Raw genomic sequence first — 14,856 nt, 5'->3', positions numbered from 1 at the left:
GTCAGCAGGACGTCGGGGACTGGAGAGGTCGGATGGGCGAGGTTCTGAGCAACTTCATCGGCGGCGAGTATGTGCCGACGGCCGACGGCCGGACGATGCCGGTCATCGACCCGTCGACCGGCGAGAAGTACGCGGAGGCGCCGCTGTCGGGCGCCGCGGACGTGGACAAGGCCATGGCCGCCGCGGCGGCGGCGTTCGAGGGCTGGCGGGACGCGACGCCCAGCGAGCGGTCCAGGGCGCTGCTGAAGCTCGCCGACGCGATCGAGGAGCGGGCCGACGACCTCGTGGCGGCCGAGGTGCGCAACACGGGCAAGCCGGTCGGGCTCACTCTCAGCGAGGAGATTCCGCCGTCGGCCGACCAGGTCCGGTTCTTCGCGGGCGCGGCCCGGCTGCTGGAGGGCCGCTCGGCCGGCGAGTACATGCACGGCCACACGAGCTACGTGCGGCGCGAGCCGATCGGGGTCTGCGGCCAGGTCACCCCGTGGAACTACCCGTTGATGATGGCGATCTGGAAGATCGCTCCCGCGATCGCGGCGGGCAACGCGGTGGTGCTCAAGCCGTCCGACACCACCCCCGCGAGCACCCTGCTGCTGGCCGAGATCGCGGCCGAGTTCCTGCCGCCCGGCGTGCTCAACGTCGTCTGTGGCGACCGGGACACCGGCCGCGCCGTGGTGGCCCACCCGACGCCCGCGATGGTCTCGGTGACCGGCAGCGTCCGGGCCGGCATGGAGGTCGCCAAGGCGGCCGCGGACGACCTGAAGAAGGTCCACCTGGAGCTCGGCGGCAAGGCGCCGGTCGTCGTGTTCGACGACGTCGACCCGGCGAAGGTCGCCGAGGGCATCGCCGGCGCCGGCTACTTCAACGCGGGCCAGGACTGCACGGCGGCGACCCGCGTGCTTGCCGCGCCCGGTATCTACGACGACCTCGTGGCGGCCCTCGGGGACGCCGCCCGGGCCACCAAGGTCGGGCCGCCGTCGGACGAGGACGCGGCGTTCGGCCCGCTCAACAACGCCAACCAGTTGGCTCGCGTGTCCGGCATGGTCAGCCGCACGCCGGAACACGCCCAGGTGGTCACGGGGGGTGTGGCGCTGGACGGGCCCGGGTACTTCTACCCCCCCACGGTCATCGCCGGCCTGCGGCAGGACGACGAGCTCGCCCAGTCGGAGGTCTTCGGCCCGGTGGTGACCGTGCAGCGGTTCTCGGATGAGGACGAGGCGGTGCGGTGGGCCAACGGCGTCGAGTACGGGCTGGCGTCCAGCGTCTGGACGACCGACCACGGCCGGGCGATGCGGGTCGTCCGGCGGCTCGACTTCGGGGCGGTCTGGGTGAACACCCATATCCCGATCGTGGCCGAGATGCCGCATGGTGGTTTCAAGAAGAGCGGATACGGCAAAGATCTGTCGATCTACGGGCTCGAGGACTACACGCGGATCAAGCACGTCATGCACAATCTCGAGTTCTGAGGCTCGCGGTGGCCCTGATGGGCTGAGCCCCGCGGGCGCGAGGCGGCCGGCGACGGGCGGCGCGGCGGGTCATCCCTCGCGCCGCCCCCGTCCCCACCCCGGGGGGAAAGGCGAGTGGTCGCAATGCGGACGGCCGACGGGGACGAGACGACTGGCGCGGGCGGGGCGTCGCTGCCGGTCGCGGGCGCGGGTGGCGACCGGGCTGTCGAGGCCGGTCGCCGCCAGGCCGCCGCGGTCCGCGCGCCTGGCGTCAAGGCGACCGGCGCCGCGGGGCGCAAAGACCGGCTTTCGCCCCGGTTCCTGACCGTTCACGGCCATCGTCGGGCCTATCTGCGCGCCGGGCGCGGCTCCCCGGTCCTGCTCATCCACGGCATCGGGGACAGCTCGGCGACGTGGCTCCCGGTCCTCCCGGGACTTGCCCACCGGCACACGGTCATCGCCCCTGACCTGTTGGGCCACGGCCTTTCCGACAAGCCGCGCGGTGACTACTCGGTCGGCGGGTTCGCCTGCGGGATGCGGGACCTGTTGACGGTCCTCGGCATCGAGCGGGTCACGGTGGTGGGGCATTCGCTCGGTGGCGGCGTGGCGATGCAGTTCGCCTACCAGTTCCCGGAGCGGTGTGAGCGGCTGGTCCTGGTCGGGACCGGCGGGGTGGGACCGCAGGTCAGCCCGTTGCTGCGGCTGGCCGCCTCGCCCGGCGGTGAGGCGCTGCTCTCGCTGCTGCGGCTACCGGCGGCCCGGCTCGCCGGGCACGGGGCGATCAGTGCCCTCGGCCTGCTGGGCACCGATCTCGGCCGCGACTCGGACGAGGTGGCCCGGGTCTTCGGCGGGCTCGCGACCGGGCAGGCGCGGGCCGCGTTCCTGCGAACGCTGCGTTCCGCCGTGGACGCGCGAGGCCAGGCGATCACGATGCTGGACCGCTGTTACCTCGCCGAGGGCATGCCGACGTTGATCATGTGGGGTGCGCACGACGCGGTCATCCCGGTCGAGCACGCGCGGATTGCCCACGAGGCGATGCCGGGCAGCCGACTGGAGATCTTCCCGGAGGCCGGTCATTTCCCGCACCACACCGACCCGGACCGTTTTCAGGCTGTCCTTGCCGATTTCTTCGCGACCACGCGGCCGGGCGGCCATACCGTTCGGGAGTGGCGCGCGCTGCTGCGGTCGCGAGCCCTGCCGCCGGACGCGCCGGCCGAGGAAGCCGCCCGGCCGGCCTCGGAGCCGAGGGCCCGGCCCGACGATTCCGGAGGTCAGCCGGGCCCCGCGGGCCGAGCCGAGCCCGCGGGCCACCTCGAGCAGCCAGCCGGCGTCGAGCGGGATGCCGGCCGAACCGACCGGACCGGGCGTCTATTCAAAGCCGGCTGACGTGCGCGCTGATATCCCGAACGAACGGTTGGTGATCTTCCGTGGCGCCGGCCGTCAGGAGAAGATCGCGTGAAGCTCGGGCAGGGTGGTGACAAGCGGCACGGGTATGTTCCACATTTGGTCCCGAGGAAGCGCTACCGTAGAGCAAGCGGCGTCGGTCACTCGCATCGGTCGTTGGGAACCAGCTCGCCGGGCACCAGTTCGTGGCACAACAGTTCGCGGCGAATGCGACCTTCGTTGGTGACGGCTGCAGACACGGTCGGGTCACCTTGTTCGCCGTTGGCCCACCGGCCCCGCAATGTCTGCCCTGGGGGGAGACCCCCGGACGCCCCGATGGAACTATTCGGAGGTCGATCCTTGGCACGCCGTGCACGTCTCAGCTGGCCCGAGGAACGTCGTGACTCGAGCGAGGTTGTGGTGACCCGCTTCGACCCGGGCCGCGGCTGGACTCTCGACCAGGCTCGTGACCTGGTACGCCAGGGCTACTCGGTGGATAACGTCGCACAGCGGACCGGCTTTCCGGCGCAGATGTTGAAAGTCGCCGTGGTCGACGAGGGCTGACCGTGCACCGATTCGGCTGACCGTCGCCCACGCCCAACGTCACCCGGGCGACGGGACCTCTCGGGCACCCGTCCGGCGCCCAGCCGACGAGCCTCCTGGTGGATGATCGGGCGCTTCCGTTCGCGGCGCCCGCTTCGTCGACGACGCAGGGATCGGAAGGCCGATGAAAATTGCGTCGCCCGGTAGCGGCCTGATGTCACGCGGGGATCGACGCATGATTCCGGATGCCACCCGCCGGCTCGTCGTTGTTCCTAATACTGACTGGCGGTAGACGGACAATCCACCGGCGGCAATGTGCGCGGGCGTTCGGCGGGTCCCGATCAGGCCGAGCTGTTGGCCGTTGCCGCCACCAACCGGTCGACATGGTCGCTGTAGACCGCGTCTAGGCCGTAGCCCAGCAGCCTGCGCAGGGTCGCCGGCCGCTGGGCGTCCCAGCCGAACGCCAGCAGCCCGTGATCGTGGGCCACACCCGCCATCGCCGCGGTCGGCGCGACCCAGTCCCGTGACCGAAGATTGAGCGCGTTCGCCCCGGCTTCAACCAGCGAACGCGCATATGGTCCGATCCCGCCACTCGCGCGGATCTCGCGGACCGAGGTCGAGCTGACCAGTTGGACATCCGGGTCGAGCTCCCGCCAGGCCCGCAGGCACCCCAGTGGCCCGCAGATCCACAGCCGCCGCACCGCGCCCGCGCCGCCCGCCGCCCGGGCCACCCCGACCACGGCGGCCACCGCCGCGTCGGCCGTCTCGCCCGCCGGGGTCTTCACATCGAGGCTGAACTCGAAGCCGGTGCCCAACCGCTGGTAGAAGGCGGCCAGCGTCGGCAGCCAGCCGGGCAGCCGCCCAGCCGTCAGCTCCGGCACCTTCGCCCGCATCCGGGCTGGCCCGAGCTCTTCGTCGTGGTGCAGGACGGGCACGCCGTCGGCGGTGAGCCAGACGTCCGACTCCAGCCCGGAGGCGCCGCGGGCCAGCGCCCGGTCGAACGCGGCCAGGGTGTTCTCCCGCTGGTACCAGGCCGGCGCTCCCCGATGCGCGAACCCGATGGCCACCGCCGGCTGTCCGTTACTCGGTCTTGAACGAGACGAGCGCGGTGTCGTGCAGCAGGCCGTTCGAGCTGAGTACCGTGCCGTGACCGGCGCCGCGCACCCCGCGCAGGTCGGTGAACCGGCCGCCGGCCTCTTCGACGATGATCTGGAGCGCCGCCAGGTCCCACAGCGACACGACCGACTCGGCGGCGACGTCGACGGCGCCCTCGGCGACCATCATGTGCGACCAGAAGTCGCCGTAGGCCCGGCTCCGCCAGACCTGCGCGGCCAGGTGCAGCAGCTCGGGCAGCCGGTCGCGCTCGGTCCAGCTCTCGATCGACGCGAAGGACAGGAAGGCGTCCTCCAGCCGCGCGACCGAAGAGACCCGCAGCGCCCGGGTGTCGCCGGTGGCGGTACGGGTGAACGCGCCCCCGCCCTTGGCGGCCCACCAGCGCCGGCCCATCGCCGGGGCGCTCGCGACGCCGGCGACGATCTCGCCGTCGACCTCCAGCCCTATCAAGGTGCCCCAGACCGGTACGCCGCGGACGAAGTTCTTGGTGCCGTCGACCGGGTCGAGGATCCAGCGCCGCTTGGCGTCGCCCGCGCCGGCGAGCCCCTCCTCCTCGCCGAGGACGGCGTCGGCCGGGCGGGCGGCCGTCAGCCGTTCGCGGATCATCGACTCGACCGCGGTGTCCGCGTCCGACACGGGGGTGTTGTCCGGCTTCGACTCGACCCGCAGGTCCACCGCCTGGAAGCGGGCCAGCGTGATCTTGTCGGCGGCGTCGGCGAGGCTGAGCGCGAGAGCGAGATCGTCCGCCGGGGTCGGCCAGCTCTCGCCGGTGGGCTCACCCACGGCGCCGGTCGAGGCGGCGGAGACGGCGGCCGCTGTGTCAGACAGCTTCACGCGTAGAGCCTACGGGCCAGCCCGCGCACGAAACGGCTTCTGTGACGGGGCGGACGCCTTTGGCGCCGATCTCCCGCCGATCTGCCTGCGCCGCCCGGGCGGGCCACCGGGTGAGGTCCGGGGCGGCTGGGCCGTAGCGACCTCGGCCGTCCCTGGCTGGAACCCCCGTGCGCGACCGGCCAGGTCTAGGCCGGCGAGCCGCCGCGGGCGGCGAGCAGCCGCCGCAGGCTGGCCAGCCGGGCCGGGTCCGCCCGCCCGGCGCGGACCGCCTCGTCGAGGCCGCAGTCCGCCAGCCCCTCGGCGTGCGTGCATCCGGGTGGGCAGTCCATCGCGGCCTCGGCCAGCTCCTCGAACGCGGCGAGCACCCTGGCCGGGCTGACCGCGCCCAGCCCGAACGAGCGCACCCCCGGGGTGTCCACCACCCAGCCGCCGCCCGGCACCGGCAGCGCGACCGCCGCCGACGAGGTGTGCCGGCCGCGCCCGGTGACCGCGTTGACCGCGCCGATCTCCTGCGCCGCGTCCGGGACGAGCCGGTTGACCAACGTCGACTTGCCGACCCCGCTGTGCCCGAACATCACGCTCACCTGGCCGGTGATCAGCTCGCGCAGCTCGGCGGGATCGACGTCCGGCCTGCTTGTGACGATCGTCACGCTCAGCGGCCGGTACAGCTCGCGCAGCGCGCCGTCGCCGGCGAGGTCGGCCTTGGTCAGGCACAGCACCGGCTCCAGCCCGCCGTCGTAGGCGGCGACCAGGCACCGGTCGATCAGCCCGGTCCGCGGCGGCGGGTCGGCGAGCGCGGCGACGATGACGAGCCGGTCGGCGTTCGCGACGATGGGCCGCTCGGACGGGTCCGTGTCGTCCGCGGTGCGCCGCAGCACGCTGGTGCGCTCGGCCCGCCGCACGATCCGGGCGAGCGCGCCCGGTCGTCCGGACGTGTCGCCCACCAGCGAGACGCGGTCGCCGACCACGACGGGAACCCGGCGCACATCGCCGCCGCGGATCGCCGCGATCAGCGCACCGGCCTCGTCCACGGAGGCGCGGGCCCGCTTGTCCGCGGCCCGGCCGGCCCCCGGATGCACGGCCCGACCGTCGGCGGCGGTGCGCCGGCACGTGTAGCGGCCGCGGTCGACCGCGACCACCACGCCGTCGACCGCGTCGGCGTGCTGGGGCCGTTCGCGGGTGCGTGGCCGGGAGCCCTTGCCAGGCCGAGCCCGGACGTCGTCCTCGTCCAGCTCGCGGCGCCCGGAGTCGCGCCGGACGCCGGTCATCGCCGCTCGCCGCTCATGGTCGCCCGCCGGCCGGGACGCGTTCGCCGGTCACCGCTGTGTGCCACTCATGCAGCCAGCATCGCCGCCCACATCGCCGGAAACTCGGGCACTGTCTTCCCGGTCGTCGCGATGTCGTCGACGGTGATCCCGGGTACCCGGAGCCCGACCACCGCGTACGTCATCGCCAGCCGGTGGTCGGCGAGCGGGTCGAGCCGCGCGCCGCGCAGCGGTGCCGGGCGGATCGCCAGACCGTCCTCGGTGACCGAGATGTCCGCGCCGAGCCGGCCGAGCTGGTCGGCGAGCGCCCCGAGCCGGTCGGTCTCCTGCAGCCGCAGGTGCGCGATACCCCGCAGCCGGGACGGCGAGTCGGCGAGCACCGCGAGCGCGGTCAGCACCGGGGCGGCCTCGCCGACGTCGCCCAGGTCGGCGTCGAGCCCGTGCAGCCCGGCCCCGCCGCGTACCCGCAGGCCCTGGGGGGTCAGCTCCGCGTGCGCGCCCATCGCCTCCAGCAGGCCGGGCAGCATCCGCCCCGGCTGGGTGGTGACCGTGGGCCAGTCCGGGATCGTCACGTCGCCGCCGGTGGCGACCGCCGCGGCGAGGAACGGCGCCGCGCTGTTGAGGTCGGGCTCGATCGCGCGGTCGTAGGCCCGCAGCCGCCCGGGCGAGACCCGCCAGGTCGGCGGCCGGCCCGCCGGATCCGCGGGGTCGCCCGGCTCGGTCTCGACGGTCGCGCCGGCCGCGCGCAGGTCGGTGACCGTCATGTCCAGGTACGGCCCGGACGGCAGCCGGCCGCCGACGTGGCTGACCTCGACACCCTCGTCGTAGCCGGGCGCGGCCAGCAGCAGGCCGGAGATCAGCTGGCTGGAGTCCGAGGCGTCGACGGTCACCGCGCCGCCGGCGATCCCGCCGCGGCCGTGCACGACCAGCGGCATGGTGTCGCCGTCGACGACGGCACCCAGGCCGCGCAGCGCAGTGAGCAGCGGGGTCAATGGGCGCTGCCTCATCCGCGGGTCGCCGTCGAATGTCACGTCGCCGTCGGTCAGCGCGGCGAGCGCCGGGGTGAACCGGGCGACGGTGCCGGCGTTGCCGCAGTCGACCGCGGCCGGCGTCCCGTCCCGGCGGCCCAGTCCGCCGCGGACCACCCACGCGGACCCGTCATGGTCGATCCCGACGCCGAGCGCGCGCAGCGCCCCGGCCATCAGCAGGGTGTCCCGCGAACGCAGCGCCCCGCGCAGCCGCGAGACGCCGTCGGCCGCGGCGGCGAGGGCCAGGGCCCGGTTCGTCCCGGACTTCGAGCCGGGTACCGCCACCACGGCCCGCACGGGGTCACGAGCGGTCGGTGCCGGCCAGGGGTCGGCGGGGGTCCGGGTCGCGGTCGTCACAGCCCCTATCCTGCGGCATCGGCCAGAGACGGCGCTCCGCGCCTCTGGCCGATCGCCTGCTTCGGGCGCTTGGGCGCCCTCGCCAGGGTGATTCTCGGTTGGGGACAAATGCGGAGGTGGGCGCTTGTCCAGGGCCGGGATCTTGGGTCGGTCGCGCTGCCTCTGCGGGATCTTGGTTGGGGTGCGTCTTCTAGTCGGGATCTGGGTGGATTCGGTCGGGAGGCTAGCCGGGGCGGCGTGCTGAGGCTATGAGGTGGATACCGATGGATTCGCCCTCGCGCTCAGCGGCGAGTTCGACCTCGGTCCGGACCAGGGTCGGGAACGACGACATGTCCGCGGCCAGCGCGCGCTTGACGGCCTCCGCGGACAGCACGCTGCGCGGCCGGACCCAGTCGACCTCCAGGCCGGCGCTGGTCAGCACGGCCTTGAGCTCCTCCGGCCAGAAGCACCGGGTGATCGTCCCGTCCTCGGCCGGCACCAGTACGACGTCCGCGCGCGGCACGTCCGACAGCTCCGCCCACCGGTGCTGTTCCGCCAGCCGGGCCAGCCCCAGCAGCAGCGAGTCGACGCACAGCAGCAGCTGGCCGCCCGGGCGCAGCAGCCGGTAGATCTCCTCAAGGGTGGCCTCGGTGGCTAGGCAGAACGACAGCGCTCGGCCCTCGGCGAGCACGGCGTCGAACGAGCCGGGCGCGAACCAGTCGAGACTGCGGGCGTCGCCGGCCACCCGCAGCAGCGCCCCCGGCGCCAGCTGGGAGTCGGGATGCTCGGCCGATCGCCGGACGTCCGCGAGCGCCCGCGCCGGCGCGGGCTGCCTCGGGTCGCCGACGACCCGGATCACCCGGTGACCGACGGCTGCCATCTGGTGCGCGAACCTGTCTCGCTGACCGGACACGTCGAGGACGCGGGACGGCACGGGCGGCAGCCAATCCCGCAGCTGCACGGAGGCGACCTCGTCGTAGAACGACCAGTAGGGGTCGTCGCTGCCCGCGGGAGCCTCACAGACGACCGTGGGCGCGGCGGCGCGGCGCTCCGGGATACCAAGTTCCGGCTCAGCGCCGAGACCAGACAGCATGAACCATTCCTACCCTTCGAAGGGCTGTGATGCGAGGCATGTCACACACTAGAGCCGGAAGTCTCCGACGCCCCCGGACTTCCGATCACCTGCGTCCCGGCGGCCCGGACCGCGCACGGCGAAGCGGCTGCCGCGGGCCGGCCGGCGAGTCGCCGTCGGCTGCCCCGCGCGCCACCATCCCCGCCCGCCCGCATGCCCTCTCCCGCTGACCACGTGTCCGTTCCCGTTCCGCCCTCGGCCGAGCTCGTCCCGACGGGCGGCTCCGAGCCCGCCGTGACCTCGCCTGCCGCTCCGCGCGGCACTACCGCTATGACCACCGAGGCCCGGCCCGAAACCGTCCTATCTGTCGACGGCGGGGCACTGTTCGTGGTTCCCGGTCTTGACCCCGGGATCAGCGCTGGTAGCGAGGCCAGCGGCTACGGGCTTCCCGCGGGGACCGCAGATGGCCCACCGGTGGTGGTGGTGCTGCATGGCGCGGGCTCCGGCACCCAGACGCCGGTGCTGCTGCGGCTGGCCGAGCGGCTCGGCGCGGCGGGCATCACCGTCGCTCGGCTCGAGATGCCCTACCGCGTCGCCGGCCGCAAGGCCCCGGACCGCGCCGCGCGCCTGGACGCCGTCCTGGCCGCAGCCTTCGAGGCGCTGGGCCGCCCGCCCCGGCTGGCCCTGGCGGGGGCGTCGATGGGCTCCAGGGTGGCGGTACGGACCGCCCGCCAGGTCGGGGCGCGTGGCGTCGTCGCGCTCGGCTTCCCGCTGCGCCCTCCCGGCGCTCAGGCCTCGCCCGGCTCGGCGAAGCCGGACCGGGAGGTTCTCCGACAGGCGGAACTGTCCGGCGCCGGGGTGCCGGTCCTGGTCGTGCAGGGGGAGCGGGACTCCTTCGGCCGGCCGCTGGCCGATCCGGCCAGTGGCGTCGAGGTGGTCGTGATCGCGGGCGCCGACCATTCGTTCAAGGTCAGGGTCCGCGATGGCAGGCCAGCCGCGGAGGTCCTCGACGAGGCCACTGGCCTGGCGGCCGAGTGGCTGGTCCACCGCCTCGACGGCCGCCCGGGCCGCGCCGGCGGGTGATCGCGCCGGCCGGGGAATCCACCGGCGGCCCGGACGGTTGGCGAGTGTGCAAGCAGAGGTCACGGAGGTCTGACATTGACGCCTGAGAGCCAGCTGTACCGGCCGGTAGCCGCGCCGGTGATGATGGCGGGCGGCCTCGTCTCGCTGCCCGTCGCCGGGGGCGGTTCGCCGTCAGGCGCACTCCCGGTTGGCAGGGTATCGTCCCCGAGGAAGACCGGTGAGAGCCGCTCGGCGCAGCCGCTCGCGCGATGGGAAGACGTAACGGGCCAGAACGCCCCGACGGGGCCGGAGCTTCTGGCGGCCGAGGACATCGCGACGGTGACGGCGGCGAGCGGTCCGTGGGCCGCCCCGGCCGTTGACGCCAAGTCAGCCGTCCGGCGGCCCGCGACGCAGGTCCGGGGGGTCGTTCCCTCGGGCTCTCCGAGCGGTGAGGAAGTGATCCTGGTCGACGAGACCACCGAGGAGCGGGGCGCGCGGTTCGAGCGCGACGCCCTTCCATACCTCGACCAGCTGTACGCGGCCGCATTGCGGATGACGCGCAACCCGGCCGACGCCGAAGATCTCGTCCAGGAGACCTTCGTGAAGGCGTTCGCGGCGTTCCACCAGTTCCAGGAGGGCACCAACCTCAAGGCCTGGCTGTACCGCATCCTCACGAACACCTTCATCAACAGCTACCGCAAGCGGCAGCGCCAGCCGCTGCAGAGCCCGACCGAGCAGGTCGAGGACTGGCAGCTCGCCGAGGCGGAGTCGCACACGTCGACCGGTCTGAAGAGCGCCGAGGCCGAGGCGCTGGAGCACCTGCCCGACAGCGACATCAAGGACGCGCTGCAGGCGCTGCCCGAGGACTTCCGCATGGCCGTCTATCTGGCCGATGTAGAGGGTTTCGCCTATAAGGAGATCGCTGAGATCATGGGCACCCCCATCGGCACGGTTATGTCCCGGCTGCATCGGGGTCGGCGCGGTCTGCGCAACTCGCTGGAGGAGTACGCCAGGGAGCGCGGGCTGGTTCCCGCCGGCTCCACCGGGAGCGAGGGCGGTGTTTCGTGAGCTGCGGCGAACCGCACGAGATCGACTGTCGCAAGGTTCTCGACGCGGTGTTCCTGTATCTCGACAACGAGTGCGACAGCAGTCAGCAGAACCTGATCCGAGCTCATCTGGACGAGTGCTCGCCGTGCCTGCGCGAGTTCGGCGTCGAGCAGGAGGTGAAGCTGCTCGTTGCCCGCAAGTGCGGGGGAGAGCGCGCGCCCGACTCGCTGCGGGTGAGCCTGATGGCCCGCCTCCGCTCGGTCCGCGCCGAGGCTGCCTCGGGGCCGGCCGCCTCGGACCTGTACGCCGAGTAGCCCGAGTAACGACGAACGCCCCGCGGCCACAAGCCGGCGGGGCGTTCGTCGTTGTTGATGCCCGCCGGGCGGGCCCAGCGCCACCCAGCCACGATCCCGACCCTGGACAGGGCGGCCCCTGGACCTCCAGGGGCCGGAGATCGGGATTGGGGAGGGCGCTCTAGGCGCCCGATCCAGGCAGATCCGGGGTCCCTCCCGGATCGGCGAAGCCGATCTGGGAGGTCCGCGAAGGGCACTCCGGGCCCGGTTCCGGCCGATTGCCCTACGCGTTCGGGCGCTTGCCGTGGTTGGCCTTGTTCTTCGCCCGGGCGCGCCGCTTACGCTTCTTCTTCGCCATGCCGCGATCTCCTCTCTGAGTCGTCGCCGCCGTGTCGCTCGTCGCTGACATCAGCGGCCATCGTGCCACGCCGCGGCGTGGCCGTGACGCCCGCCGCCGGGCCGGCCGGCAGGGCGGCGACCGGCTCGCGACCACCGCGCGCCGTGGCTGGCCTGGTGCCCGGGTCGCCGTCGCCGTCGCCGTCGCCGTCGCCGTCGCCGTCGGCCTGCGTCTGGCGGCGGTCGCGGCGTCGATCGCGAGCCGCCCTGCGGGCCTGCAGGGTCCGGCTCGCCCGGACCGGAGCGAGCCCGGCGAAAAGCCCGACCCCGGACGCGATCAGCACGTCGCCGGCGCTGAGCGCCGTCGGTGCTCCCCAGAACGGGAACGCGATCACGTCCCCCAGATACGGCAGCCGGGTGTCGTGGTCCGCGAGCACGTAGTGGTCCGACCGGGCCACGTCGGCCCGGGTCATCCCGGCGGAGCTGATCGCCGCCGTCGAGACGGGCATGCGGCCGTGGTTGGCGCCGATCACGGCCACGTTCAGCGCGAGCCCGACGAAGACCAGGAACAGCCCTGGAATCCGCCGGTTGGCCGCGGAGAGGATGGCGGCGAGCAGGGCCGCGGCCAGCCAGCCGACGGTCTGGAACCGGGGCGCGACGACGGCGACCAGGAGCGCGAGGACGATGACGACGGCCAGCCAGGCGAGCCGCACCTGGACCCGCCCGAGCGCGTCCAGGGTCCCCCCGCGCAGCCGGGCGATCAGCAGACCGGCCAGCAGGGCAAGGACGAGGAGAACGAACACACCCGTAGTCTCCTAGCCCGTCAGCTACTACCCCGCATCGACTTGCCGTCGCCGCAGGTATTTGTCGGTTTTTCCCGGCACCGCCCGGCCGGCGGGCGCGGCCCGGGCGTCCCGCGGAGACCCGGGACGCGGTGGCCCAGAGCCCTGGCCGGATGATCTCTGCGTTCCCCTGTGCGCCTGGCGTTACCAGGGCGTGTCCGCCGATCGACGGGGATGGGGCTGATCTGACACACCGGCGCCACGGTCGGATCGGCGCGGGGGAGGCGGTCTACGCTGGCAAACGGATCGGCAGGGGTCCGGGGCTCCGCGGGACCGCCCAGCCGACCCGACCACGCTGATCCGGGTGACGCCGATCTGGGCGAAGGTCTGCCGGGCCATCCGCCCGACAGCCCCGGACGGGCCGGTTGAACACCCGAGCGCCCCGACCCGTGCGCGTCCCGCGCACCCGTGCCCCGGAAGGGATGACCATGGCCGAGGAAGTCCGCGCCGAGATGGTGGCGAACGTCTGGAAGGTTGTCGTCGGAGTGGGCGACGCCGTCGCCGCCGGGGACGCGCTGGTGATCCTCGACTCGATGAAGATGGAGATCCCGGTCATCAGCGAGGACGGCGGCACCGTCGCTCAGATCGCCGTTCAGGAGGGCGACGTCGTCCAGGACGGCGACCTCATCGCCGTCGTCGAGCCCCTGCCAGTCTGACGGCCGCCGGGCCCAACGTCCGGGCCGCCCTGCGTGGGATCCGGGCAGCGCGTCTGTGCGTCGGGCCGCAGTGCCCCGGGACCTGGCCTGGCCCTGCGCCGTGGTCGTGGTTTCTGCCCGGCCGGCGACCGCGAGGTAGGACTGATGTCTCGGAGGGCCGGCCTGCGGCCTGAGCCCTCCGGAAGCCGGCCGCGGCATCCGAAACCCGCGGCCCGGGGGCCGGCGCAGGTCAGCGAGGCGAGGTGCTGATGCCGTGCTCGGCGCAGCGGGCGGTCCAGCCGGTGGGGACGACCTGGACCACGAGCCGACGCCGGCAGATGGGGCAGTAACGCGGCGGCTCCAGCGCGCGGGCCGTGGCGCAGTCGTCGTGCGCGCCGGCCCCGGCCGGTTCGCCGCAGCGGTCGCAGAAGGCCGGGGTCGCCGGCGGCGTCGCCGTGGAGGCCGGTGTGTGGTGCTCGGCGGTCACCTGAGCTCGCTCCCGCGGCTAGAGGGTCGCCTGCAGCGACCTGATCGGCATCGAGAGCCGGTCGAGCATGGCCAGGTCGACGGTGGGGGACTGGCCCAGCGTGGTCAGGTAGTTGCCCACGATCACCGCGTTGATGCCGCCCAGCATACCGTCCTCGGTGAGGTCGCCCAGGGTGATCTCCCGGCCGCCCGCGTACCGCAGGATCGTGCGCGGCATGGCCAGCCGGTAGGCCGCGATCGCGCGCAGCGCGTCCTTGGCCCCGACCACCGGCAGGTCGCCGAAGGGGGTTCCCGGCCGCGGGTTGAGGAAGTTCAGCGGCACCTCGTCCGGCTCCAGCGCGGCGAGCTGCGCCGCGAGCTCGGCCCGCTGGGCCAGGGTCTCGCCGACGCCCAGGATCGCGCCGCAGCACAGCTCCATCCCGGCAGCGCGGACCAGCTGGCAGGTGTCGAGCCGCTCTTCCCAGCTGTGCGTCGTGACGACGTTCGCGAAGTGCGAGCGGGCCGTCTCCAGGTTGTGGTTGTAGCGGTGCACGCCCATGGCGACCAGCTCGTCGACCTGCTCCTGCGTCAGCATGCCCAGCGAACAGGCCACGTTGATCTCGACGGCCGCGCGGATTGCCGCGACGCCCTCGCGGACCTGGGCCATCAGGCGGGCGTCCGGGCCGCGCACGGCCGCGACGATGCAGAACTCGGTCGCGCCGGTGGCCGCCGTCGCCCTCGCGGCCTCGACCAGGCTCGGCACGTCCAGCCAGGCCGAGCGGACCGGCGAGTCGAACTTGCCCGACTGCGAGCAGAAGTGGCAGTCCTCCGGGCAGCCGCCGGTCTTGAGGCTGACGATGCCCTCGACCTCGACCTCGGGGCCGCACCAGCGCGTGCGCACCTCGTGCGCGAGCGCCAGCAGCTGCGGCACCGCCTCGTCCGGCAGCTCCAGCACGGCCAGGACCTGCGCCTCGTCGAGCCCGCGGCCTTCGACCAGAACCTGCGCCCGGGCGGTGGCGAGCAACGCCGCCACGTCGGCCGGTAGCTCGGTCGCCGGCTGCTGGGCCGTCGGGCTGACGGTGGTCACGGGAGGGGTCACAGGTTCACTCCAGCCGCCGGAACCGGCATTCGGTTCAGTGAGCATTGGGGTCAGTGGGCAT

16 protein-coding genes are annotated in these 14,856 nt (G+C 73.6%); 7 read left to right on the top strand and 9 right to left on the bottom strand.

The features are described 5' to 3' along the window. Nucleotides 1–32: 32 nt before the first annotated feature. From FRADC12_RS08725 to FRADC12_RS08715, 3 genes are all read left to right on the top strand, one after another. Nucleotides 33–1,463: a gamma-aminobutyraldehyde dehydrogenase gene (locus FRADC12_RS08725; protein WP_045876286.1), complete on the top strand. Its 1,431-nt coding sequence runs from the start codon at nucleotides 33–35 to the stop codon at nucleotides 1,461–1,463. A 123-nt stretch (nucleotides 1,464–1,586) separates the two neighbouring features. Continuing rightward, nucleotides 1,587–2,828 (top strand): alpha/beta fold hydrolase, encoded by a 1,242-nt coding sequence (locus FRADC12_RS08720; protein WP_045876285.1) that lies wholly within the window; start codon nucleotides 1,587–1,589, stop codon nucleotides 2,826–2,828. Between the two features lie 417 nt (nucleotides 2,829–3,245). Then, nucleotides 3,246–3,389, top strand: a complete 144-nt coding sequence (locus tag FRADC12_RS08715) for a hypothetical protein (RefSeq protein ID WP_232303682.1) — start codon at nucleotides 3,246–3,248, stop codon at nucleotides 3,387–3,389. Between the two features lie 320 nt (nucleotides 3,390–3,709). Here FRADC12_RS08715 and FRADC12_RS08710 read toward each other — a convergent pair whose 3' ends face one another. The 5 genes from FRADC12_RS08710 to FRADC12_RS08690 form a co-directional block, all read right to left on the bottom strand. Then, nucleotides 3,710–4,435 carry a glycerophosphodiester phosphodiesterase gene (locus FRADC12_RS08710; protein ID WP_045876283.1) on the bottom strand — a complete coding sequence of 242 codons (726 nt, stop codon included), beginning with the start codon at nucleotides 4,433–4,435 and terminating at the stop codon, nucleotides 3,710–3,712. A 13-nt stretch (nucleotides 4,436–4,448) separates the two neighbouring features. Continuing rightward, nucleotides 4,449–5,315 carry a histidinol-phosphatase gene (hisN, locus tag FRADC12_RS08705; protein WP_157488746.1) on the bottom strand — a complete coding sequence of 289 codons (867 nt, stop codon included), beginning with the start codon at nucleotides 5,313–5,315 and terminating at the stop codon, nucleotides 4,449–4,451. A 185-nt stretch (nucleotides 5,316–5,500) separates the two neighbouring features. Then, nucleotides 5,501–6,583: a ribosome small subunit-dependent GTPase A gene (rsgA, locus tag FRADC12_RS08700; RefSeq protein WP_045876282.1), complete on the bottom strand. Its 1,083-nt coding sequence runs from the start codon at nucleotides 6,581–6,583 to the stop codon at nucleotides 5,501–5,503. A 65-nt stretch (nucleotides 6,584–6,648) separates the two neighbouring features. Further along, nucleotides 6,649–7,965, bottom strand: coding sequence for a 3-phosphoshikimate 1-carboxyvinyltransferase (aroA, locus tag FRADC12_RS08695; RefSeq protein WP_045876281.1), 1,317 nt, complete (start codon nucleotides 7,963–7,965; stop codon nucleotides 6,649–6,651). Between the two features lie 223 nt (nucleotides 7,966–8,188). Then, entirely contained in the window at nucleotides 8,189–9,037 is an 849-nt protein-coding gene (locus FRADC12_RS08690; RefSeq protein WP_045876280.1) for a class I SAM-dependent methyltransferase, read from the bottom strand. Nucleotides 9,038–9,346: 309 nt separating this feature from the next. On the opposite strand from FRADC12_RS08690, the gene FRADC12_RS08685 reads away from it, so the two are divergent. The 3 genes from FRADC12_RS08685 to rsrA all read left to right on the top strand — a co-directional run bounded on the left by FRADC12_RS08685 (nucleotide 9,347) and on the right by rsrA (nucleotide 11,439). Next, nucleotides 9,347–10,099 (top strand): alpha/beta hydrolase family protein, encoded by a 753-nt coding sequence (locus FRADC12_RS08685; protein WP_232303681.1) that lies wholly within the window; start codon nucleotides 9,347–9,349, stop codon nucleotides 10,097–10,099. Between the two features lie 318 nt (nucleotides 10,100–10,417). Further along, nucleotides 10,418–11,146, top strand: coding sequence for a sigma-70 family RNA polymerase sigma factor (locus tag FRADC12_RS08680; protein ID WP_283215119.1), 729 nt, complete (start codon nucleotides 10,418–10,420; stop codon nucleotides 11,144–11,146). Beyond that, nucleotides 11,143–11,439 (top strand): mycothiol system anti-sigma-R factor, encoded by a 297-nt coding sequence (rsrA, locus tag FRADC12_RS08675; RefSeq protein ID WP_045876279.1) that lies wholly within the window; start codon nucleotides 11,143–11,145, stop codon nucleotides 11,437–11,439. Before FRADC12_RS08680 ends, rsrA begins: the two co-directional genes overlap by 4 nt. Nucleotides 11,440–11,701: 262 nt before the next feature. Here rsrA and FRADC12_RS34830 read toward each other — a convergent pair whose 3' ends face one another. Continuing rightward, complete coding sequence (locus tag FRADC12_RS34830) at nucleotides 11,702–11,776, bottom strand: 50S ribosomal protein bL37 (protein WP_374113482.1); 75 nt, start codon at nucleotides 11,774–11,776, stop codon at nucleotides 11,702–11,704. Beyond that, on the bottom strand, nucleotides 11,757–12,557 hold the full coding sequence (locus FRADC12_RS34825) for a DUF5317 domain-containing protein (protein WP_045876278.1): 801 nt from the start codon (nucleotides 12,555–12,557) through the stop codon (nucleotides 11,757–11,759). Before FRADC12_RS34825 ends, FRADC12_RS34830 begins: the two co-directional genes overlap by 20 nt. 467 nt (nucleotides 12,558–13,024) lie before the next feature. Between FRADC12_RS34825 and FRADC12_RS08665 the strand changes: the two genes are divergently transcribed. Next, the gene (locus tag FRADC12_RS08665) at nucleotides 13,025–13,252 is read left to right on the top strand and encodes a biotin/lipoyl-binding carrier protein (protein ID WP_045879275.1); all 228 of its coding nucleotides are present in this window, start codon (nucleotides 13,025–13,027) and stop codon (nucleotides 13,250–13,252) included. Nucleotides 13,253–13,481: 229 nt separating this feature from the next. On the opposite strand, the gene bsaP is transcribed toward FRADC12_RS08665, so the two are convergent. Further along, nucleotides 13,482–13,718: a biotin synthase auxiliary protein BsaP gene (gene bsaP / locus FRADC12_RS08660; RefSeq protein ID WP_045876277.1), complete on the bottom strand. Its 237-nt coding sequence runs from the start codon at nucleotides 13,716–13,718 to the stop codon at nucleotides 13,482–13,484. An 18-nt stretch (nucleotides 13,719–13,736) separates the two neighbouring features. Beyond that, nucleotides 13,737–14,795 carry a biotin synthase BioB gene (gene bioB / locus FRADC12_RS08655; protein WP_045876276.1) on the bottom strand — a complete coding sequence of 353 codons (1,059 nt, stop codon included), beginning with the start codon at nucleotides 14,793–14,795 and terminating at the stop codon, nucleotides 13,737–13,739. Between the last annotated feature and the right edge of the window lie 61 nt (nucleotides 14,796–14,856).

This window comes from Pseudofrankia sp. DC12 (assembly GCF_000966285.1).
Taxonomy (GTDB): domain Bacteria; phylum Actinomycetota; class Actinomycetes; order Frankiales; family Frankiaceae; genus Pseudofrankia.
Note: the sequence above shows the minus strand (reverse complement) of the source record. Positions and strands in the feature narration are given on the sequence as shown.